Genomic DNA, 22689 nt, shown 5'->3' on the forward strand with positions numbered 1-22689 from the left:
AACGTAGGGACGGAAAATTTTCGTTCCCTACATTTTCAATTAATTCACGTATTTCGCTTCCAATTTGAATTCGCTGGTTGTATGGAATGTTAAATCCGGGTAGTCTTTTTCTGCCATTTGAAGCAGGAAAGCCGTTTCAGCCAAGAATACGAGGTTATCATCTTTGTCTTTTGCCAGATACTGTGATTTTGCACGCATGAAATCTTTTAACTGATCTTCATTATCTGTAGTAATCCAGCAGGCTTTGTGGTAATTTTTCGGAACAAAACGACATTTTGCACCGTATTCGTGTTCCAGGCGGTAAGCAATGACTTCAAATTGGAGTTGTCCTACCGTTCCGATAATTTTCCTGTTTCCGGGTTGTTGAATAAACAATTGAGCGACTCCTTCGTCCATTAATTGGGAGACCCCTTTTTCCAATTGCTTGGATTTCATCGGATCCAGGTTTTCCAATTCCTGGAACAATTCCGGAGAGAAGCTAGGGATTCCTTTAAACATAAAGCTTTCTCCTTCATTCAAGGTATCCCCGATTTTGAAATTCCCGGTATCGTACAAACCAATCACATCGCCCGGAAATGCTTCATCAATGACACTTTTGTCCTGGGCCATGAAAGAAGTCGGATTCGGGAATTTGAATTTCTTGTCCAATCGAACGTGATTATAAAATGTGTTTCGCTCGAACTTTCCGGAAACAATGCGCAGGAAAGCAATTCGATCACGGTGTTTCGGATCCAGATTCGCATGAATTTTGAACACGAAGCCTGAGAATTTTTTATCTGACGGTTCAACCCGTTTTGTATCGGTATCTCTTCCTCTGGGAGAAGGTGAAATGCGAACAAATGTATCCAGCAATTCCTTTACACCGAAGTTATTTACCGCAGATCCGAAGAAAACCGGTGCAACGTCACCTGAAAGATAAGTATCCCGGTCAAACGCATCATACACTCCTTCGATCATTTCCAGTTCTTCTCTTAATTCAGCGGCTGGTTTCTCTCCTACCAATTCATCCAATTCGCTTGAATTGATATCTGAAAGCGATACGATATCTGTAGCGATTTTGGTTTTATTGGCTGCAAAAAGATTGATGTTCTTATCGTAAATATTGTACACTCCTTTGAAACGGTCTCCCATTCCGATTGGCCAGGCCAAAGGACGCACTTTAATGTCCAGTGAAGATTCCAATTCATCGAGCAATTCGAACGGATCTTTTCCCTCGCGGTCCATTTTATTGATAAAGATAATCACCGGCGTTTTACGCATCCGGCAAACTTCCATCAAACGCTTTGTTTGTTCCTCTACCCCGTTGGCACAGTCAATTACCAGGATCACACTATCAACAGCAGTTAGTGTTCTGTAAGTATCTTCCGCGAAATCCTTGTGACCCGGAGTATCCAAAATATTGATTTGTTTCCCGGAGTATTGAAAGGCCATTACGGAAGTTGCAACGGAGATCCCACGTTGCTTCTCAATTTCCATGAAATCTGACGTAGCCGTTTTCTTGATCTTGTTGTTCTTCACGGCACCGGCAGATTGAATCGCACCACCAAAAAGCAATAACTTTTCAGTCAATGTTGTTTTACCCGCATCGGGATGCGAAATAATTCCAAAGGTTCTGCGCTTTTCAATTTCTACGTCGTTGCTCATGATTATTCTTTAACTGAGTGCAAAAGTAGTTCAAAAAGCGGGAATTGAAAATTGAAAATGGAGAATTGACAAGCCAAAAGTCCGGAAATCCTATTTCAACTGGTAAGAAAGGATGATTTCGTGGGTGGCATTATTTTGAATGGCGCTACTCAAGTTTGTATTGATTCCAAACTCATAGGTATAGCCAATGCGGAATTTTCCAACAATATCGTAACCGATCATTGGCCCCAATTCAAAACCTCTGCCAGTATGCAGATTTGCAGCCGTCGCTCCGAACCATAAATTTTTCCAGAAAGCGGTCAAAGCAACCATGGAATAGGTTGCCTTCAGATCAGTTCCTACTTGAGTCCGCGGTGTTAACTTCCAACTTCCTCCAAATTGAAAAGTATAATCTCCGAATAACCAATAATGGGCAGCTAAATCATACGGTCCGGAACTTCTTGTAAAATACCCATTCAATTTGGTACAGCTCAATCCGACGTTCCATTTTTCTCCATGAAGCGCAATCCCCAAATCTCCACGGAAAAAAGTTTGATTACTGCTAGGAATCACCGGATCATACGGATCATTGATGACAAAACCTTGCTGATTGAATGACACGTTTACAATTCCGGCTGAAATTCCTAATGACAGGAACATTTTTTTGATTGGAATGTGATAAGCATAGGAAGCCAATGCTGTGTGCTGTTTATTCAAGCCAATTATGTCATATTCGTAACTTACTCCAATTCCACTATTAATCGAATCCAGTTTCATGGCATAATTCAGCCACAAAGTTGTCGGTGCTCCATTGACCTTTGTCCATTGGTTCCGCCATTGTGCATTTGCATGATGCCTATAGATTGCTCCTGTCATCGCAGGATTGGTGTGCATATAGTTATTCCAGAAAAACGAACTCCTTGGATCTTGTTGTGCGTTAGAAAAAATGGAAACAACCAGGAAAATAACTAATTGGATGATTCGGCTTGGTAAGTTCATTCGTTTCAATTTGAACGCGAACATAGTAAAAACAGATTAATTATCTTCGCTGCATGAAAGTTTCGATACATCCGTCCTGGGAAAAAGTACTTCAACCCGCATTTGAAGCTCCTTATTTTGAGCACCTGGTTCATTTTGTGAAACAGGAATATGCCCGGTTTCCAAATCAGATTTTTCCTGAAGGGAAATACATTTTCAGAGCTTTCAACAGTTGTCATTTTGATCAGATCAAAGTAGTCATTTTGGGACAAGATCCTTACCCAACCAGAGGACATGCACATGGATTGTGTTTCAGTTGCGATTCACATGTACGTCCGCTTCCAAAAAGTCTACAGAATATTTTCAAGGAACTGGAAGACGATTTGGGTATTCCGGCACCGCCAAACGGAGATTTGAGTCATTGGGCGGGACAGGGAGTATTATTATTAAACTCAATCTTGACGGTTCGTGAGGGGCAGCCACTTTCTCACGCCAATCAAGGTTGGGAAAAATTCACAGATGATGTGATCCAGACAATTAACGATCAGTTGGAAGGTGTAATCTTTGTTTTGTGGGGATCTCCGGCTCAGGCAAAAGCTGCAAGGGTAGATCCTAATAAACATTTTATTCTGAAAGCACCACATCCATCACCTTTATCTGCTTACCGCGGATTCTTCGGGAGCAAGCCATTTTCAAAAATCAATGAGATTTTGAGAGTACGCGGGAAAGAAGAAATCAGGTGGGCTTAAAAGATGGAGTTTGGGTTGCCTCGCGCGCTTACATGAATATACTCCAAAAAAAATTAACCACCCTTCTAGGGTTGTAAACCCTAGAACAATTTTGATCAGTTAAAATGCGTGCTTTTTTGTTGTTTTTCCCAATCCTTCCTTTTAACTTCATTCTAAAACCACATGCATGGAAGCTACATTTACATACTACATTCACAATTCTTCTGTCCAACCGGAACTACTGTTCAGACAAACTGATGATTATAACTTGTTCCAAACTAAAATTGAAAAGTACCTGGAACCAATTGGTCAGTTACACGCATTGAAGCTGACACCTACCGAATTTCACCTGATAATCGAATTCAATGATGTCCGTACTTTAAAACCTCAGTCATCCCATACTTTTCAATCCAATAAGTTTTTAAGCCGTAAACTAGCGGATCTCTTCAATAGCTATGCTCAGTCGTACAATAAAAAACACCGGCGAAAAGGAGCTCTTTTTCAAAAAAACTTCAAGCGTTCCGAGATAACTGACCAGAAACAACTGGAGGAAATTTTGGAAGAGTTTGCCTGTGAATAAACTTTCCCTTCCGTAGCCCCGTCTTTTTCCATAAAACCTTATTTTTGCACCAATGAAATTGCAAAATGATTTGATCTTACGCGCTGCGAAGGGCGAAGATATTGAACGTTATCCGGTTTGGTTAATGCGTCAGGCAGGGAGAATCCTACCTGAATACCGTGCGGTGCGAGAAAGTGTCAACGGATTTAAGGAATTGGTGGAAAATCCGGCGTTGGCAGCCGAAGTGACGATTCAACCGGTGGACATACTGGATGTGGATGCGGCCATCATCTTTTCCGATATCCTGGTCATTCCGGAAGCGATGAATATTCCGTACCAGATGATCGAAAAACGCGGCCCCTGGTTCGAGCATACGATTCGTTCGGAAGAAGAAGCAAAGAGATTGGAATTCGATTTTGATATCGAAGACCGTTTGGGATATGTTCTGGAAGCAATTCGTCTGACGGTTAAACAACTCAACGGACGCGTTCCCTTAATTGGGTTTGCCGGTGCTCCATGGACCATTCTCTGTTATATGGTAGAAGGACATGGATCAAAAACTTTCAGCGAAGCAAAAAAATTATTATATACCAATCCAACTTTGGCACATCTATTGTTACAACACGTCACAGATGTTACAATCGCTTATTTGAAAGCACAAGTTAAAGCCGGAGCAAGTATGATACAAGTTTTCGATTCATGGGCAGGAATTTTAGGAACAGAGCAGTACGCGACTTTTTCTCTTCCCTATCTGTCTCAAATCGCATCCGCAATTGAGGATGTTCCTGTCACTTTATTTTCGAAAGGAGCTATCACATCCATTCCTGCATTGGCGAAATTAGATTGTAATACCATTGGGCTCGATTGGAACATGGACATTCCTGTGATGCGCTCTTTAGTTGGTGATTCCAAAACGCTTCAGGGAAATTTAGACCCTTGTGCATTATATGGTTCTCACCAAAGTATTGAGGCTGAAACAATAAAAATGTTAGATTCGTTCAACAATAATAAAAGACATATTGTTAACTTAGGCCACGGTGTTTATCCGGATGTCGACCCAGAAAAGGTTAAAACATTCATTAAAACTGTAAAATCTTATGAAACCAAATAGTATGAAACTAAGACAGCTTGTTGCATTAAGTGCTTTAATCGGACTTCCATTAATCGCTTCTGCACAAAAAGGAGATAACCTTGTAGACAACGGAGGATTCGAATCCAATGCAGGGAAACCAAAAAAATTAGGTCAAATCGATTTGGCAACCGGATGGAAATCACCAACCGGAGCAAGAGCAGATTATTTTTTAGGTGATTCAAAGATCCCCGATATAGGAGCTCCTGAAAATGCTTATGGAAAGGAAACTCCGAAGGAAGGTGAAAATTATGCCGGAATCTATGCTTTTTCATATGGAAATAAGCTTCCGAGAACATACATTATGACCAAATTAAAAACACCTTTGAAAAAAGATGTGACTTATTGTATCTCTTTCTATGTTTCCATGTCCGAAGCTTCTAAATATGCCTGTAACCAAATCGGTGCGAATATTTCAAAAAAGGAATTCGGAACTGACCAGAAAGTGCATTTGATCGATCAGACACAAATCCTGCACCCGGATAACAAAGTCTTCAATGCTTCCTATAACTGGGAAAAAGTATGCGGATCATATAAAGCTGAAGGTGGAGAAAAATTCCTGACAATCGGTAATTTCACTTCTGATCAGGATACGAAATACGAAACAAACAAAAAACCGAAAGATTCAAAAATCAACCAGGTGATCGCTGCATACTATTACATTGATGACGTAGTTGTAACGATGCTGGATAAAGACGAAGATTGCAAGTGTTATGACGCTGACAAAGACAAAAATGAATTGTCTCCGACTGTCTATATGAAGCAAGTTGCCGACAATGATAAAATGTCAACAAAAGATCGTATTGAAAAGCAGGAAATTTATTTCGGATTCGGTAAAACGTACCTGACTCCACAAGCTAAAGCGGCCCTTGACATCGTTGCAAAAGTATTGACTGAAAACCCCAACATGACAATCACCGTAATCGGACATAACAACGAAGAAGAAGATAAATTAGCAGAAAAGAAAGATTTCTATGCGGATATGGATACGAAACGCAACCAGGTAGTGAAAGAATACCTTCAATCGAAAGGAATTGCTGCCAGCAGATTGAAATCTGAGAGTAAAGGAAGTGATGTCCCAAGCCCCGAGATCAAGGAAGGTGATGATGATGACCTGAAACTGGCAAAAGGCAGACGCGTTGTTTTCAGAGTTAACTAGTCAAAATCGAATATATTTATGAGGGGTGGAAAATTTTCCACCCCTTTCTTTTTAGAATACCTTGAACATGGAAAACAATTATCCTATATACCGAAAACTGGACGGATTTGCCCGATTTTACAAAATTGAAAGCGCCGACCTATTCATTGAAGCCACTGTTGTGCAAAATACTGTTCACCATCAAACAATCCAAGCTGTTCAGTTCCCGGAGAAATTGCGTATCCAGGATATGATTTCGTGTTCATTTAATTATATTCCGATGAGTGAAGAAGAAATTTTTCGTTTTTTTCAATAAAAAAATTAATTTTAGTAACAGACAAAACAAAGATCCGTGCTAAAATTTTCAACTATTCTATTGGTCCTGCTTCTGGCATTTTCCTGTACCCTTTCTGCTGAACAGGAGAATAAATTAAACAAGCAACTGTCAAAATACATCAAATCATATAACGAAAACAACACACTTGAATATGCAGGTTTAAGTCATCCTGCTGTTGTCCGCTACTATTCCTCGCTTGGAGATTCAAAGTTTATTGCACATTTTAGCGGCAATACCGGAGAAAATACGAGTAATTTAGACAATCCATTATTCAGGGAAATGAAAAGTCAAGGCAATTGGATTGAACGCAAATACACGGTTCAAAAAGATTCCAGGAAAGAATCCGACAAAGCGTATGAACTCTATGCTATTTCATCCGATGCCGGAAACAATTGGTTTTTCCTCACAGAAGAAGATTATTTTCTTCAAAAGATCCCGCTCAAACACCGCTTGTTCTCAAAATAACACATGATAAGACTTTTACTACTACTATTATTCACACATGCTTTCCTTTTCTCTTTCGGACAAGGATGGAATCCTGTTGGTTCAAGGGCGGTCTCACTTGCAAATACCAGTGTATGTCTCGATGATGTTTGGGCTTATCACCACAATCCGGGAGCTACAGCTTCCATCAGGACCATTTCGATAGGGGCTTATTACGAAACGCGTTTTTTAACCAAAGAACTCCAAACACAAGCCTTGGCTGTTGCAATTCCTTTAAAAGTCGGGGTAATCTCTGCCGGGGGACAGTTTTTCGGATACCAGCAATACCGCAATACACGTGCAGGATTGGGTTACAGTATGAAGTTCACCGACTTCCTGCAGGTTGGGATACAAGGAAATATCCAGGCCCTGCGTCTGGGGGGAAATTACGGTTCCACAATCAGCGGAACAGTTGAAGCAGGTATCCTCGCTAAAATATCGGAAAAATGGAGCGTTGGTGTCTCCGTGATGAATATTGGAAGACAGCATGTTAACCCGACCACTGACCGATTTGCAACCGTTATGCGCGGAGGATTCCAATACCGGCCATCGAAGAAAGTATCCATTTTTGCAGAAGTGGAGAAACAAGTCATTACTAAAATTTCCTTTAAAGGAGCTGTGGAATACCAACCGGTACAGGCGCTTTACATTCGTTTCGGAGCCCAAAGCGCACCAATGGAATTTGCCCTGGGATTTGGCTACAGAGTCTCCGGCTTTTCGATCGACCTCGGATCAAAATACCATCAGACACTCGGATGGTCCCCCAATTTTGGTCTAAACTACCAATTCAAAGAACATGAGAAAAAGTAGTCTTTTCCTTCTTTTTTTCATCAGTACCTGTTCTTTCTTATTCGGACAGGAACGAAACGAAATTATCCAGCAGCGAGTTGAATTTATTGCAGAACAGTCCGAATCGGAAGAGCTCGATCTGACCAATATTTTCGACCAGCTGAATTATTTCTACGACAACCCCATCAATTTGAACAATACCAGTCCGGATGAGCTGCGTTCCTTAGGTTTACTGACAGAAGTTCAAATCACCGATGTACTTCTGCATGTCGAGCGATTCGGGAAATTCATCAGCATCTATGAATTGCAGTCATTGAAATATTGGGATTTAAGCACGATTTCTTTAGTCCTTCCCTTCGTGAAGGTAGATGATCGCCTGGAAAATATGCACATTACATTCAGGGATGCTGTTAAAAACGGAAAGATCGAATGGTATACACGTTACCAGCGAACTCCCGAACGAAAAAAGGGATATACACCGGTTTCCGATTCCATCTTAAACAATTCCAATGGATACTATCATGGAAATGCAGATAAGTACTACACACGCTTTAGGTATACTTACCGAACCAATATCAGCCTGGGATTTACCGCTGAAAAGGATCCGGGTGAAGAGTTTTTCAAGGGATCTCAGAAAAATGGTTTCGATTATTATTCCTTTCATGCCTTTTATAAAGGGGGAAAATACGTGCGCGCGGTTGCGGCAGGTGATTATCAAATTCAAATTGGGCAGGGATTGAATACCTGGAGTGGGTATGCTTTTGGTAAAAGTGCAGATATCTTTTCCTCCAAAAAAGCCGCAAATTTGCTCAGACCTTATACTTCTGTAGACGAAAACCGTTTCTTTCGCGGAGGAGCTGCAATCATCGGGTATAAAAAATGGAACCTGCTCACTTTTTACAGCAACAAGAAAATAGACGGTTCGGGGATCAATGATTCTTTAACGGACGATCTGGAATTTGTGACCACCATAGATCTTTCTGGCCTGCATCGCACCAACAGTGAAATCGCCAAAAAAAACAAGCTCAGCGAGCAGGTTATCGGGAATTACCTGAGTTACAATTCCACCCGTTTCAATGCCGGAATTGCGGTCGTAAACCAACAATACAACCAACCGCTTCAAAAAGATACCATTCCCTATAATCTCTATGCATTTAGAGGCAAAAACACCACAGCCATCAGCGGCGATTACAACTTCGTTCTTCGGAACTTCAACTTTTTCGGAGAAGTTTCTTACAGTACACATTCCAAATCATTTGCCCAGCTTCATGGTTTGATGGCTATTTTAGACCCGAGCGTTTCCGTTTCGGTCATTTACAGGAATTATTCCAAAGGATATTATTCGTTCTACAATAACGGATTTTCGGAAGGGAGCAACACACAGAATGAAAGCGGACTATTCTCCGGTATAAAGGTAAAATTGGCATCGGCCTGGTCCGTCAGTTCCTATATTGATTTCTTCAAATTTCCCTGGCTGAAATACGGGGTTGACGCGCCTTCCAAAGGATATGAGTTTTTAGTTCAACCGACCTATAAACCAAATAAAGTCTTTGAATTGTATGCCCGTTTCAGGCAACAGGTCAGACAAAAGAACTCAAGAGATACGGACGGAAGCATTACTGGGATTGAAGACGTCGTTCAGAACAATTACCGCTTAAACATGTCTTATAAGGTACTTGAAAGTTTCACTCTAAAAAGCAGAATTGAATACGTAACAATCCATCGAAAAAGCAATTCAGCCGAGGATGGCTGGATCTTTACCCAGGATTTGTTATTCAAACCGAAGAAATTACCAATTGATCTAACGCTGCGTTATGCCCTGTTCGACACAGACAGTTACGACACACGCATTTACACGTTTGAAAATAATGCATTGTATGTATTCTCTATTCCTGCTTATTACTACCAGGGATCACGCGCCTATGCCTTGATCCGGTTCTCCTTTTTACGGCATTGCGATTTGTGGCTCCGTTATGGAACATATTTATACTCAAATAAAAAAGTGATCAGCTCCGGAGCAGAAGAAATTAAGGGCTCGAAGAAATCAGATATTACGGTGCAGCTGAGAGTGAGTTTTTAAAAACAACAGATTTAACATCCTTTACCACACTTTAACAGCAAGCAATTTGTATGTTGACCGCATGCTCGTAACTTATAGGAACAATATTAAAAAAGAGCATTATGAACAAAAGAATTGCCATTTTGGCTACAGACGGATTTGAGGAAAGCGAGTTGCAATCGCCGAAAGAGGCCATTGAAAAGCAAGGCTGGCAGGCAGAAATTGTAAGTTTGAAAAGCGGTACGATCAAAGCCTGGTCTAAAAGTGACTGGGGAAAGGAATATCCGGTTGACAATATTATAGACGATGTGAAAGCTTCAGAATATGACGGATTAGTAATTCCCGGGGGCGTCATCAACCCGGATAAACTGAGAAGAGAAAACAAGGTCTTGAATTTTGTGAAAACTTTTTTTGATGAAAAAAAACCGGTCGCTGCCATTTGTCACGGTCCACAGGTATTAATTAGCGCGGGGGTGGTTTCAGGACGTGAAATGACTTCTTTCGAATCGGTAAAAATTGATCTGCAAAATGCCGGGGCAACCTGGTTGGATGAAGAAGTAGTAGTCGATAATGGATTGGTTACAAGCCGTTCACCGCAGGATTTACCGGCATTCAACCGAAAGATGGTTGAAGAATTCAGGGAAGGGATTCATGAATGAGAAGCAAGCTATGTAAATGGAATGAGTGTTGAATAAAAACAAAAAGAGTGTGTCCGCTCTCGCTTTTCACACTCTTTTCTGTTTTGAGGGAGGAAGACGGGGTTCGAACCCGCGACCTCCGGAACCACAATCCGGCGCTCTAACCAGCTGAGCTACAACCTCCATTAAGTGGGCGCAAAAATAAGCATTTCTATTAAAATTCCTATACGGAAATTGATTTTTTTTTCGCAATCCCAGTATTCGTCAGAGAATGAATCGATTCCGGAGTTATTTTCTCAACTAAACATGCGTTGTTGATAACACAAATCCATCCTCCCGGATTCGTTTTGGCGAATCCTTACATTTGTGACATGGGTGAGCAGAAACTTAAGATCGGTGTTTTTGGAGCAGGGCATTTAGGCAGAATTCATATCCGCTTGCTTCTTGAACTGTCCGATCTGTTCGAATTAATTGGTTTTTATGATCCATCGGATGAATCCGCCGAAAAAACAACGGCCGAATATCATATTAAGCGATGGGATGATATGCAGGCGCTGATTGATGCAGCCGATTGTGTTGACGTGGTTGCTCCCACCCTGCACCATTATGATATTGCTTACAAAGCATTGCGTTCAAGCAAACATGTTTTTATCGAAAAACCGGTTGCAGAAACCACTGAACAGGCCAAGATCTTACTGGATCTTTCCAGGGAAGCCGGTGTCATCGCACAAGTCGGACATGTGGAACGCTTCAATCCTGCTTTCCGGGCCGCAGAACCCCTAATTGTCAAACCGATGTTTTTTGAGATCCACCGGTTGGCACAGTACAATCCGCGCGGAACAGATGTTTCGGTTATTTTGGATTTAATGATCCACGATCTGGATATCGTTTTAAGTTGTGTAAACTCATCTATCCGGAGAATTTCCGCAAGCGGTGTAAGTGTAGTGAGCCGGACACCGGACATTACTTCCGTTCGCATTGAGTTTGATAACGGATGTGTCGCCAACCTGACGGCTTCCCGGATGTCCCTGAACAATATGCGAAAAACACGTATTTTTCAAAAAACCGGCTACCTCGTCATCGATTTCTTGAACCAATCCGTTGATCAGATCATGATCACTCCGAAAGATGAAGAAACTCCCGGCTTTTTCAGCTTCCAGCTCAATGATGACGTCAATTTTTCCGCATTGAAACCAGAGATTAAAAAGACCAATGCCATCCAGGAAGAATTACGCTCTTTTTACAATTCCATTGTTCATAATCAGCCGGTTGTCGTTTCAATCGATGATGCCTGCCGGGCACTGGATGTAGCTTATCAGATTATTGACAAATTGAAATCCGCACATCTCTCGGTTTTCGACAATAATTAACGTAAATTTGCGTTAGCTTCACATAGGCTTATCTATGAAATATTTATACTTTTTTGTTCTGCTTTCCTTTGGGTTGTCAAGTTGCGTTAAGAATAACCCTTTGCCGGTTTGGCTTGAAATCAATACCTGGACTCTTAATTCCAATCCGAATTCCAATCCTTCTCCTGGCGTGTTAACTCATAACTTCAGTGATGTGTGGGTATACATCGATGGAAAAGTTATCGGTGTATTCGAGGTTCCCTGCAAAATTCCGGTACTTACTTCGGGCACTTGCAAAATCACCTTGTATCCTGCAATGAAGAACAACGGACTTGCTTCCACAAAAAAGATTTATCCCTTTGCAGAACCCTTTGAAACAACACTTCAGCTTACAGAGGGTGAAACCTATAGTTTTGATCCGACTACCCGATACTTTTCAAACACCAAATTCACCATTGAAGACTTTGAAAGCAGTTCGATATCTATCGTCAAAGACCAAACGTATTCCAGTCCTAATTTAAACCTCGAAGTTGAAAGCAACAGTGCTGTCGGCCCGTGGGGAAACTATGGACACCTTTCATTAAACACAACAGATTCCCTGTGGATCGGTGTAATGGATCAGCTCACATTACCTAAAAGCGGTGCGGAAGTTTACCTGGAATTCGATTATAAAAACACCAATACGATCATGACGGGAATGATCGAAATGCAGGTTGGCGGTGGAACAGCTGATCATGGCGGATTTACTGTTTCAAGACAGACATCGGATGTCAAATGGAAAAAGATTTATATTGACCTGAAAGATGTCGTATCCAATACCCCAAATGGTTACGCATACAAACAATATCTGAAAGTACTTTTGAATACCGGGTTAAACTCCAGTGAAGTCTTTATTGATAATATTAAAGTGGTACACTTCTAGAATCATTAGTTGGAATGCAAAAATTGTTTAGAGGTTTATTTATTGCAAGTGATTTTTTAGCGGCTGCTTTATCGTGGGCTTTGTTTTATTACTACCGAAAAACAAACATCGAACACGAGGCTTTTTCCTTCAATGAAACGTTCTATTACGGGATCGTTATTATTCCTGCACTTTGGCTCTTATTCTACACCCTTCAGGGAACTTACCAGGATGTCAGACGATTGTATCGCTTAAAAATTCTTTCCTATACTGCATTTGCAACAATTTTCGGGTCAATTGTGCTCTTTTTCGCCTTGCTAATCGACGACGATGTAAACTCCTACTTCAATTACTACCGTTCGCTTTTAACCCTGGCCCTGCTTCATTTCGGGTTTACATTCTTTTCCAGGCTGGTCATTACCAGTATTCTCGTGAGAAGGATTCATCTGCGAAAAGACGGTTTTAAAACATTGCTGATCGGAGGTTCTGAAAAGGCAGTTGCGATCTACCAGGAAATCGAAGGAATCGAAAAAGGAGGTGGAAACCAATTCGTCGGATTTGTGAACCTGAATGGAATTGACAAACTGTTGGAAAATAAAATGCCCTACTTAGGTCACGTGGACCAACTGGAACAAATCATTGCGGACAATCACATCGAGGAAATCATCATTGCACTGGAAAGTACCGAACACGAGCGTTTGAAAAATATCATTTCGCGCATTAACGGGGAAAACATTGTGATCAAAGTACTCCCGGATATGTACGATATCTTATCGGGTTCGGTAAAATTAAACAATATTTTCGGTGCGCTTTTGATGGAGGTTAATGCCGAGGTCATGCCCTACTGGCAGCGTGTGGCAAAACGCCTGTTCGATATTTTCTTTTCCATTATTGCAATTGTCCTGCTGATCCCGGTTTATATTTTTCTTACCATTGCTGTAAAAATTTCCTCGCCGGGCCCCATTCTTTTTTTCCAGGAGCGAATCGGTTTAAACGGAAAACCTTTTAAGATCATCAAATTCCGCACTATGTACGTTGACGCCGAAAAAGCAGGACCGCAACTTTCCAGTACGGATGATCCGCGTATTACACCTATTGGGAAATTCATGCGCAAAGCGCGCCTGGATGAATTCCCTCAGTTCTTCAATGTCCTTAAAGGTGATATGTCTTTGGTTGGTCCACGCCCGGAAAGACAATTTTTTATTGATCAGATCAAAGTAAGAGAACCTCAATTTCTCGAATTAACAAAGGTAAGACCGGGAATCACTTCCTGGGGACAAGTCAAATACGGCTATGCGGAAAACGTAGACCAAATGATTCAGCGCATGAAGTTTGACCTGCTTTATCTCAGAAACAGGTCCATTGCTCTTGATCTGAAAATTTTGATGCATACCGTGCTGATCATTGTAAAAGCAAAAGGGAAATAATGAAGGTCGCAATTACCGGTGGAAACGGCCATATCGGAAATGCCATCATTGAAGAACTGATTCGCCGCAACTACTCAATCAAAGCATTGGCTCATTCTAAAAGCGATTTTCTGGAAAGCCGCAACATCGCTATTGTAAAAGGGTCAATTGAGGATGAAAATTCCTTAAGAGAATTGATGAAAGACTGTGATTACCTGATTCATTGTGCAGCGATTATTTCTATTACCGGAGATCCCCACGGACAAGTGCAGAATATCAATGTCAACGGAGTGGAAAATATATTGAAGACAGCAAAAGAAAGCAAGCTGAAACGCATTGTCCATCTCTCTTCCGTACACGCATACAATCATCTTCCGATAGATGAACCCATGAATGAGACACGCCCTTTCGTTCCCGATTCGGCCTATTCTTATGACAAAAGCAAGCGCGACGGACAATTAATCGCCCGAAAGTATTTTGAATCCGGTTTACCGGTCATTATCGTAAATCCAACATGCGTGTTTGGTCCTCCGAACTACGCCAGATGTAAACAAAACAGTGCCTTCATTTCCATGGCAAAAAGGCGTATCCCTTTTGTATTCAAAGGCGGTTACGACTGGGTCGATGTTCGCGATATTGCAAACTCCATCTGCAACGCATTAACACAAGGGCAACTGGGAGAATCGTATATCCTCGGCGGAAGGTATTACACCTTAAAAGATTTATCACGTGTCGTTGCTAAAGTTTCCGGTAAACGCATTCCGTGTTTTGAAATCCCAATCGGGCTGGTGAAATCATTTCTGCCTTTCATAAAAGTCTATTACAGGCTCATGAAACAAGACCCTTCGGTTACCAGGGAAAGTATTGAGATTCTGGAATTCGGTAATAAGCACATTGATTCCGAAAAGGCAAAAAAAGATTTGGGACATAATCCACGTCCGGTTGATGAAACGATGAAAGATTTATTATCTTGGCATCGCGAGAATCACTGATATGACACAAGAAACATTTTACTACTTCTGCTATGCCTGGATCGGTGTGGGAATTATTGCCTTTTTGGGACTCCAATTCAAAGACGCTCCGTACGGGAAATTTACCAATTCCAACTGGGGCCCGCTGATGTCGAACCGCTGGGGCTGGGTAATCATGGAAAGTTTTGTCCTGGTCGTATTGTATTTTTTCATTCTTTCGGGCCCAAAACAACTGTCCGCAGTCGACTGGACAATCGTCGGACTGTTTACCGCACACTATGTAAACAGAAGTTTTATTTATCCGTTCAGAACGCGAACCAAAGGCAAACAAATTCCGGTGAGCATTGTCGGAATGGCCATGCTTCACAACCTGGCAAACGGATTCCTGATCGGCTATTACCTGTCTCACTTCTCCTCTTATACGATGGATTGGTTTACTTCCTGGCAATTCATTGTCGGAGGAGCCCTGTTTGTATTCGGAATGTTTACCAATATCTATTCAGACACCATTTTGATCGGCTTGAGAAAACATCCGGGCGACGGATATAAAATTCCGCACGGCGGACCTTTTAAATACATTTCGGCTCCGAATTTAGGTGGTGAACTTGTTGAATGGATCGGTTTTGCAATCCTGTGCTGGAACCTTCCCGCATGTTGCTTTGCATTCTTTACCTTCTGCAATTTATTTCCCCGGGCACTTGCCAACCACAAGTGGTATAAACACACCTTTCCGGATTATCCGAAAGACCGGAAAGCGGTAATTCCGTTTATATGCTAACCTTTTCAGTGTAAACTTGCAATCCGCCACCTCATCGATCGCTTCACAGCAGGTTGTATCGACCGGAAGATTATTTTCAAAAGATGTAAACTAAACAGATTATCCACCTCTTTTTATCATTATCTTGACACTATTCAAATTCACCTATGGGAAACGGAATGTTCACTATTAAAGGATTAAGTACCGACGAAGTTATTCAGGCCAGAGCCCGATTCGGTTCCAATCAACTGAAGGCTCAAAAAGAAAATGATCTACTCGCCAACATCCTTCGAATAGCAAAAGAGCCGATGATTATTTTGCTCTTTGTTGCGGCTTCTATTTATTTCATTAGCGGGAAAATCGGAGATGGAATTTTCCTTTCCTCTGCCATTTTGTTCCAGGCATTTATTTCTATTTACCAGTATTCCCGGAGTAAAAATGCATTAGACAAACTCAAAGATTTTTCTCAGCCTACGTGCACCGTCATTCGAAACGGAAAAACACAAAAAATTAAAAGTGAAGAAGTTGTTGTTGGAGACAGTCTGATAGTAGAAGAAGGAAACTTGATTGTAGCAGATGGAAAGATTGTCCAATCAAATGATTTCTCTGTGAATGAATCAATTCTAACCGGAGAATCACTTGCTGTCTTCAAGGATGAAAAATCGCAGGATTCCTTCATTTACAGCGGTACCATTGTGACGACAGGATTAGCTATCGTCACCATCACTGCCATTGGCAATGAAACCAGGTTAGGTAAAATTGGAAAAAGCATCGAAGATATTAGCGAAGAAAAAACACCCTTAGAAATTCAGATTACCAATTTTGTAAAGAAAATGGCCATCGCCGGAGGGCTTGTCTTTCTGATCGTTTGGACAATCAATTTCATCGGTTCACATGATCTGTTAACGAGTTTATTGCAATCACTGACTTTGGCAATGAGTATTTTGCCCGAGGAAATCCCAGTTGCCTTCACAACGTTTATGGCACTTGGAGCATGGCGTTTGATGAAAATGGGGATCGTTGTAAAACAAATGAAAACAGTTGAAACACTGGGTAGCGCAACTGTTATTTGCACCGATAAAACCGGAACGATTACGGAGAATAAAATGAGCCTGGCCAAGTTATATGTATTCTCTACGAAGACTCTTTCTACGTTGGACGAGGTTTCAACATCAGAAGAAAAAGACCTGGTTGCAATTGGAATGTGGGCAAGTGAACCCATTCCGTTTGACCCGATGGAAATTGCCCTGCATCAAGCTTATGAAAATCAGGTAGTGAAAGATCAAAGACCTCATTTCAAACTGGTCCATGAATATCCCTTAGGAGGAAAACCTCCCATGATGACGCACGTTTTCGAAGACGATCAGGGAAACCGAATTGTGGCCGCCAAAGGAGCGGTAGAAACCCTGATGAAGGTCTCTTCACTTACCCAGGCGGAACAAAGGGAAGTCATTGAAGTAGCACAGACTATTGCAAAGGATGGCTACCGCATACTGGGAGTTGGTCTCTCCGATTTTTCAGGAACAGATTTTCCTTCAAACCAGGAAGAATTCGTTTTTAAGTTTAAGGGACTTGTTGCGTTTTATGATCCACCGAAGAAGAACATAGAACAAGTTCTGAAATCTTTCTACGACGCAGGAATCCAGGTAAAAATCATCACCGGAGACAATGCAGAAACGACTGCTGCCATTGCCAGGCAAATTCATTTCCTGGGATATGAGAAAACCATGAACGGTAATCAGCTCATGGAATTAAGCGACGAAGAATTGAATGATTGCGTTATGGAGACAGCCATTTTTACCCGGATGTTTCCCGACGCGAAATTAAAAATCATTCATGCATTAAAAACAAAACAACAAATAGTGGCAATGACAGGAGATGGTGTGAATGACGGACCTGCACTCAAAGCCGCGCATATCGGGATCGCAATGGGTAAAAAAGGAACTGAAATTGCCAAAGATGCTGCGTCCCTGGTTCTATTGGAAGATGATTTATCCAAAATGGTTGATGCCATTGCTATGGGACGAAAAATTTATGCCAATTTAAAAAAGGCCATTCAATACATTATTTCCATCCATATCCCAATTATTTTAATCGTATTCATTCCATTGGCCTTAGGCTGGATTTATCCGAATATTTTTTCACCGATCCATGTCATTTTTTTGGAACTAATTATGGGCCCCACGTGTTCCATCATTTATGAGAATGAACCCCTGGAAAAGAATTTAATGTTTCAAAAGCCAAAAGCGCTCTCTACTACTTTCTTTAACTGGAGTGAACTCCTGGTAAGCATTATCCAGGGACTGGTTATTACATCAGGCATTCTTTTTATCTATCAATATGCTGTTTATAATCACTATGATGAGGAATTAACCCGGACGATGGTATTTACGGATTTAGTGATTGCCAATATCTTCCTGACGCTGATTAATCGTTCCTTCTATTATTCGATTTGGACCACGCTGAAATACCGGAACCGGTTGGTGGGATATATCATCGGGGTAACGGTGCTGTTGATGGGCTTACTGCTTTTTGTCCAGCCATTAAACCACTTCTTCGAATTCGAAGTCCCGAATGTTGGCCAACTATTCATCTCTGCTGGCACCGGATTCGTTTCCGTGATTTGGTTTGAAGCTGTGAAATGGATCAAGAGAAGAAGGCCTGCGAAAGCATTCCATGCGTAATACATTCGGGCAGTTTCAATAACCGGTTACCGGTTCAACTTCTCATAAACAGCGATCGCCTCAATGTGACTGGTATGCGGGAATTGGTCCACTAAAGACAATTTTGTCAGTTTGTAGCCGCCTTGCTCCAAAGTTTCCGTATCACGTGCCTGAGTGGAAGGATTACAGGAAATGTATACCAGGTGAGAAGCTCCCAGAGCCATTACTTTTTGCAGGGTTTTAGGTGCGATTCCCGCTCTTGGCGGATCCAATACGATCGTATCGATGCGATTCAAATATTCCGGATGGAGCGAAAGGAATTTCCCCACATCAGCGGCGAAAAAATGTAAGTGTTCCAACTTGTTGCGTTTGGCATTGCGTTTGGCATCTTCAATGGCTTCTTCCACGATATCCACACCGATGATTTCTCCCGCATTTACACGTTGCGCCACCAACTGACCGATCGTTCCGGTTCCGCAAAATAAATCCATGATTACGCCTCCGTCTTTTGCATGGTCACAGACATAATCAATGGCTTTGGTATATAAACGCTCTGCGCTCTTCGGGTTGGTCTGGAAGAAACTTTCCATACTGATCTCAAAGGACAGTCCGAGCATCTTTTCAACGACTACAGATTCTCCGAACAACAAGGTACTCGTCCCATTTTCAATTTTTGCACGATCTGCTACATTGTCGTTGATCGTATGCCAGATCCCTGCTAATCGATTTCCCAGTTTCTCTTTCAGGAATTCCACTACTTTTTTCGTGTCAAACTTTTTAATCCCGACAGAGCTCGTAACGATATGCAACAGCAATTGGTCCTGATCGAAAGATTTACGGACTACAATGTGACGGAAAAAACCTTCCTTTCTCGGAGGATGCCATGCAGAAAGTCCGAATGACTTCAATAAATCCCTGAATTCGGGAAGAATGGTTTCCCACTGTTCATCAAATAATCCACTTGGTTTATTCAGATTTTCTACTTTCCACCAGGTTCCTCTTCTTTTAAAGCCCAGCGCAAACGCATCATCAATTTCTTCTCCCGTCTCCGGCACATGTTCAATGGAAGAGAAACTGTATTCCATTTTATTGCGGTAGAAGAACACTTCCGGGGAGGAGATAAATTGATCGAACAAAGCTCCCGGATCGGGAATCCGACCGATTTTACGGTACACATCCAGGGTAGATTTCTTTTTGTATTCCTGTTGAATTTCAATCGGTACAAACAAGTAAGGCGCACCTGAAATTTCCTGGTAAGGCAATGCTTTTTCCAAAGGTGAGCGTTCCAGGACTTCCAACAACTTACATTCAGCATGACGCTTTCTTTTCTTGTCAACCCGCGCTCTTACAAATTGCCCGGGAAAGGTATTTTCCACGAAGAGAATAAAATCACCCTCTTCCGATTTCATGCGCGCAAGACCCTGACCGCCAAATGCAAAATCATCGATCTTCACTTCAATAACTTGATTTCTATGTACCACTTTGATTGTTTGTTCTATCCAGTCGCAGTTGACCGGTGTTACAATTCCTGATTGACAATATCCTGAATTGATTTGTTTTCTAAAATACGCAGTGTTTCGTTTCTGACATCGATAAACACTTTATTCAATCCGCACGTTTTTTCATCCGTACATTCGTCACAGCGCTGGTAGTAATTCAAACTAACGCAAGGCAAGAGTGCAATCGGTCCATTGAAAAGACGAATGATCGTGGATATTTGAATCTCGGAAGGTGTTTGTCTTAAGAAGTAACCTCCTCCCTTTCCCATTTTCGAGTTTAAAATCCCCTGCTTTTTCAAGTCAAGCAAAATAGATTCTAAAAACTTTCGCGGAATACGGCTGTTTTCTGCAATTTCCAGGATCAAAGTTGGCTCATTGGCATTCTTCTTGGCCAAATAGGTCAAGGCGTGTAATGCGTATTTTGTCTTCTTTGATAACATCAAACACTGTATTGGGCTAATTTACAATTAAATTCGAAAAAAGTGCAAACCGTTTGTCAAGGTTATATCAACCCTTTAATCACCCCTTTGTCCGACGCTTCAATAAATGATAAAATCTCTCTTCTGATCGGAGAATCCGGAATGGATTCTTTCACAATATCCAATGATTTCGTCACATGATTGTTTTGAACAAAAATAATGCGGTAAATGTCTTCTATTTCACGCACCTGTTCGTCTGTATATCCGCGTCGTCTGAGTCCAACGGAATTGATTCCTGCATACGTCAGCGGTTCGCGAGCGCATTTGACATACGGCGGAACATTTTTACGAATCAACGATCCACCGGCAATAAACGAATGTGCACCTACATGAATGAATTGCTGAGATCCGCATCGTCCTTCCAAAATGGCATAATCACCTACCACGCAATGTCCTGACAAACCGGAATAGCTCGCCATAATCACATTATTTCCTATCTGACAATCGTGAGCAATATGCACATAAGTCATCAACAAACAATCCTTTCCAACGGTTGTTTTCCACATGTCTTTTGTGCCGCGATGAATCGTCACACATTCTCTGATTACGGTTCTGTCACCAATCTCTACAGTGGTGTATTCTCCGTCAAATTTTAAATCCTGAGGAATTACCGCAATGACAGCACCGGGATAAATTTCGCAATTCTCCCCGATTCTAGCGCCCGGATAAATGGTTACATTCGGATGGATTTTCGTTCCTGCCCCAATGACAACATCATCGTAAATCGTACTGAATGCTTCTATTGTTACCCCTTCTCCTAATGTTGCTTTCGGAGAAACCTGTGCTAGTGGACTAATCATACTTCTGCTTTATCTTTAATGACTTGTGCAAGCATTTCAGCTTCCATAACGTGCTTCCCGTTTACATAGGCATTTCCCTGCATATGAACCAATCCACGTCTGATAGGTGAAATTAAGGTTAATTCAAATACTAAGGTGTCCCCCGGGATAACTTTTTGTTTGAATTTCACATTATCTATCTTCATGAAGTAGGTGGAATACAAATGCGGATCTTCTACTTTACTTAATGCAAAAATACCTCCGCACTGTGCAGTTGCTTCAATTTGAAGCACTCCCGGGAAAATCGGATTTCCGGGGAAATGTCCCTGGAACATCGGTTCGTTCATCGTTACATTTTTCACACCAATAATTTTATCTTCCGTAATCTCCATGATCTTGTCGACCAATAAAAACGGATAGCGGTGAGGCAACATGCGTTCAATATCGTTGATGTTGTATAGCGGTTCACGCTCCAGGTCAAAGCTTTTACCTCCTTTTTCCTGTTTTTTAATCTCTTCTTTCAAGACTTTAGCAAAACGTGTGTTTCCGGAATGTCCCGGACGTGCCGCCAAAATATGTCCTTTAATAAAACGGCCGACTAGAGCCAAATCACCAACAATATCCAATAATTTATGACGTGCCGGTTCATTTTCGAACTGCAATTTCAAGCTGTTCAAAACACCGATCCCGTCGTAATTCACTTTCAACTTATCCTTTCCGAGTAATTTCGCCAGGCGGTCCAATTCCTCTTCTTTCACATCGTTTCTTTCAACCAAGACAATGGCATTGTCCAGGCTTCCACCTTTGATCAGGTTATTCTTAGCCAGGAATTCCAACTCTCCCAGGAAACAGAATGTTCTGCACGCTGCAATATCTTTTTCAAATTCACCCAAATGGTACATGTGGGCATGTTGCGTTCCCAGAGCAGGAGAATTATAATCGACCATCACCGTCAAGCGGTAATTTTTATCCGGAACAGCCAAAAACTCAATTCCTTTTTCAGCGTCTTCCCACTTGATATTTTCTGTCAGTTCGAAATACAAACGCTCGGCATTTTGCTCCGTTCTTCCAACCCGCTGAATTTCTCTCACAAAAGGAAGAGACGACCCGTCCATGATCGGAATTTCCGGCCCGGTCAGTGTAATCAGGGCATTATCCACTTCCATTCCATACAATGCTGCCAACACATGTTCCGTTGTGTAAACTTTGGCACCGTTTGACTCCAGCGTTGTTCCGCGCTCGGTAGAAACCACTAAATCTGCGTCTGCTTTAATAATCGGTTGACCATCTACATCCAACCGTTGAAATTTATATCCGTGATTTTCAGCAGCAGGGTGAATTTCCATCACAACTGCTTCTCCGGTATGTAAACCAACACCATTGAACGTGATTTTTTCTTTAAGGGTAAATTGTTTGTCCGACAT

At 41.7% G+C, this 22689-nt stretch carries 21 protein-coding genes and 1 tRNA gene; 15 read left to right on the top strand and 7 right to left on the bottom strand.

Annotation, left to right across the window (positions count from 1 at the left end; genetic code table 11):
- Window positions 1-39 precede the first annotated feature (39 nt).
- Both FO442_RS09260 and FO442_RS09265 read right to left on the bottom strand, forming a co-directional pair.
- Window positions 40-1644 (bottom strand): peptide chain release factor 3, encoded by a 1605-nt coding sequence (locus tag FO442_RS09260; protein WP_144332892.1) that lies wholly within the window; start codon window positions 1642-1644, stop codon window positions 40-42.
- 90 nt (window positions 1645-1734) lie between these two features.
- Window positions 1735-2622: a PorP/SprF family type IX secretion system membrane protein gene (locus FO442_RS09265; RefSeq protein ID WP_186280019.1), complete on the bottom strand. Its 888-nt coding sequence runs from the start codon at window positions 2620-2622 to the stop codon at window positions 1735-1737.
- Window positions 2623-2675: 53 nt separating this feature from the next.
- Between FO442_RS09265 and FO442_RS09270 the strand changes: the two genes are divergently transcribed.
- From FO442_RS09270 to FO442_RS09310, 9 genes are all read left to right on the top strand, one after another.
- The gene (locus FO442_RS09270; RefSeq protein WP_144332894.1) at window positions 2676-3350 is read left to right on the top strand and encodes a uracil-DNA glycosylase; all 675 of its coding nucleotides are present in this window, start codon (window positions 2676-2678) and stop codon (window positions 3348-3350) included.
- A 166-nt stretch (window positions 3351-3516) separates the two neighbouring features.
- Complete coding sequence (locus tag FO442_RS09275) at window positions 3517-3909, top strand: hypothetical protein (RefSeq protein ID WP_144332895.1); 393 nt, start codon at window positions 3517-3519, stop codon at window positions 3907-3909.
- Window positions 3910-3961: 52 nt separating this feature from the next.
- A complete protein-coding gene (gene hemE / locus FO442_RS09280) occupies window positions 3962-4999 on the top strand; it encodes a uroporphyrinogen decarboxylase (RefSeq protein ID WP_144332896.1) in 1038 nt (345 codons plus the stop codon).
- A 1-nt stretch (window position 5000) separates the two neighbouring features.
- Window positions 5001-6176, top strand: coding sequence for an OmpA family protein (locus tag FO442_RS09285; protein WP_186280021.1), 1176 nt, complete (start codon window positions 5001-5003; stop codon window positions 6174-6176).
- A gap of 67 nt (window positions 6177-6243) precedes the next feature.
- Window positions 6244-6471 (top strand): hypothetical protein, encoded by a 228-nt coding sequence (locus tag FO442_RS09290; RefSeq protein ID WP_144332898.1) that lies wholly within the window; start codon window positions 6244-6246, stop codon window positions 6469-6471.
- Window positions 6472-6507: 36 nt separating this feature from the next.
- A complete protein-coding gene (locus FO442_RS09295; RefSeq protein WP_144332899.1) occupies window positions 6508-6957 on the top strand; it encodes a hypothetical protein in 450 nt (149 codons plus the stop codon).
- A 3-nt stretch (window positions 6958-6960) separates the two neighbouring features.
- A complete protein-coding gene (locus FO442_RS09300; RefSeq protein WP_144332900.1) occupies window positions 6961-7785 on the top strand; it encodes a hypothetical protein in 825 nt (274 codons plus the stop codon).
- Window positions 7772-9844, top strand: a complete 2073-nt coding sequence (locus tag FO442_RS09305; protein ID WP_144332901.1) for a ComEA family DNA-binding protein — start codon at window positions 7772-7774, stop codon at window positions 9842-9844. The genes FO442_RS09300 and FO442_RS09305 overlap by 14 nt, the downstream gene beginning before the upstream one ends.
- Window positions 9845-9945: 101 nt before the next feature.
- Window positions 9946-10482, top strand: a complete 537-nt coding sequence (locus FO442_RS09310; RefSeq protein ID WP_144332902.1) for a type 1 glutamine amidotransferase domain-containing protein — start codon at window positions 9946-9948, stop codon at window positions 10480-10482.
- A gap of 87 nt (window positions 10483-10569) precedes the next feature.
- Here FO442_RS09310 and FO442_RS09315 read toward each other — a convergent pair.
- A tRNA-His gene (locus FO442_RS09315) sits at window positions 10570-10645 on the bottom strand.
- A 187-nt stretch (window positions 10646-10832) separates the two neighbouring features.
- Here FO442_RS09315 and FO442_RS09320 point away from each other — a divergent pair.
- The 6 genes from FO442_RS09320 (at window position 10833) to FO442_RS09345 (ending at window position 18529) form a co-directional block, all read left to right on the top strand.
- Window positions 10833-11831 (top strand): Gfo/Idh/MocA family protein, encoded by a 999-nt coding sequence (locus FO442_RS09320; RefSeq protein WP_144333198.1) that lies wholly within the window; start codon window positions 10833-10835, stop codon window positions 11829-11831.
- A gap of 34 nt (window positions 11832-11865) precedes the next feature.
- Window positions 11866-12732, top strand: a complete 867-nt coding sequence (locus FO442_RS09325) for an ARID/BRIGHT DNA-binding domain-containing protein (protein WP_144332903.1) — start codon at window positions 11866-11868, stop codon at window positions 12730-12732.
- 14 nt (window positions 12733-12746) lie between these two features.
- Window positions 12747-14138 (top strand): sugar transferase, encoded by a 1392-nt coding sequence (locus FO442_RS09330; protein ID WP_144332904.1) that lies wholly within the window; start codon window positions 12747-12749, stop codon window positions 14136-14138.
- Window positions 14138-15109, top strand: a complete 972-nt coding sequence (locus tag FO442_RS09335) for an NAD-dependent epimerase/dehydratase family protein (protein WP_144332905.1) — start codon at window positions 14138-14140, stop codon at window positions 15107-15109. The genes FO442_RS09330 and FO442_RS09335 overlap by 1 nt, the downstream gene beginning before the upstream one ends.
- Window position 15110: 1 nt before the next feature.
- A complete protein-coding gene (locus tag FO442_RS09340) occupies window positions 15111-15866 on the top strand; it encodes a DUF1295 domain-containing protein (RefSeq protein ID WP_144332906.1) in 756 nt (251 codons plus the stop codon).
- A 146-nt stretch (window positions 15867-16012) separates the two neighbouring features.
- The gene (locus tag FO442_RS09345; RefSeq protein WP_144332907.1) at window positions 16013-18529 is read left to right on the top strand and encodes a cation-translocating P-type ATPase; all 2517 of its coding nucleotides are present in this window, start codon (window positions 16013-16015) and stop codon (window positions 18527-18529) included.
- Window positions 18530-18555: 26 nt separating this feature from the next.
- Here the strand turns inward: FO442_RS09345 and rlmD are convergent, their stop codons facing one another.
- The 4 genes from rlmD to FO442_RS09365 all read right to left on the bottom strand — a co-directional run bounded on the left by rlmD (window position 18556) and on the right by FO442_RS09365 (window position 22689).
- Window positions 18556-19989, bottom strand: a complete 1434-nt coding sequence (rlmD, locus tag FO442_RS09350; protein WP_144332908.1) for a 23S rRNA (uracil(1939)-C(5))-methyltransferase RlmD — start codon at window positions 19987-19989, stop codon at window positions 18556-18558.
- A gap of 38 nt (window positions 19990-20027) precedes the next feature.
- On the bottom strand, window positions 20028-20447 hold the full coding sequence (locus FO442_RS09355) for an RrF2 family transcriptional regulator (protein WP_144332909.1): 420 nt from the start codon (window positions 20445-20447) through the stop codon (window positions 20028-20030).
- A 62-nt stretch (window positions 20448-20509) separates the two neighbouring features.
- Window positions 20510-21286, bottom strand: a complete 777-nt coding sequence (gene lpxA / locus FO442_RS09360; protein WP_144332910.1) for an acyl-ACP--UDP-N-acetylglucosamine O-acyltransferase — start codon at window positions 21284-21286, stop codon at window positions 20510-20512.
- Window positions 21283-22689: a bifunctional UDP-3-O-[3-hydroxymyristoyl] N-acetylglucosamine deacetylase/3-hydroxyacyl-ACP dehydratase gene (locus FO442_RS09365; protein WP_144332911.1), complete on the bottom strand. Its 1407-nt coding sequence runs from the start codon at window positions 22687-22689 to the stop codon at window positions 21283-21285. The genes lpxA and FO442_RS09365 overlap by 4 nt, the downstream gene beginning before the upstream one ends.

The organism is Fluviicola chungangensis, assembly GCF_007558725.1.
Lineage (GTDB): Bacteria > Bacteroidota > Bacteroidia > Flavobacteriales_D > Crocinitomicaceae > Fluviicola > Fluviicola chungangensis.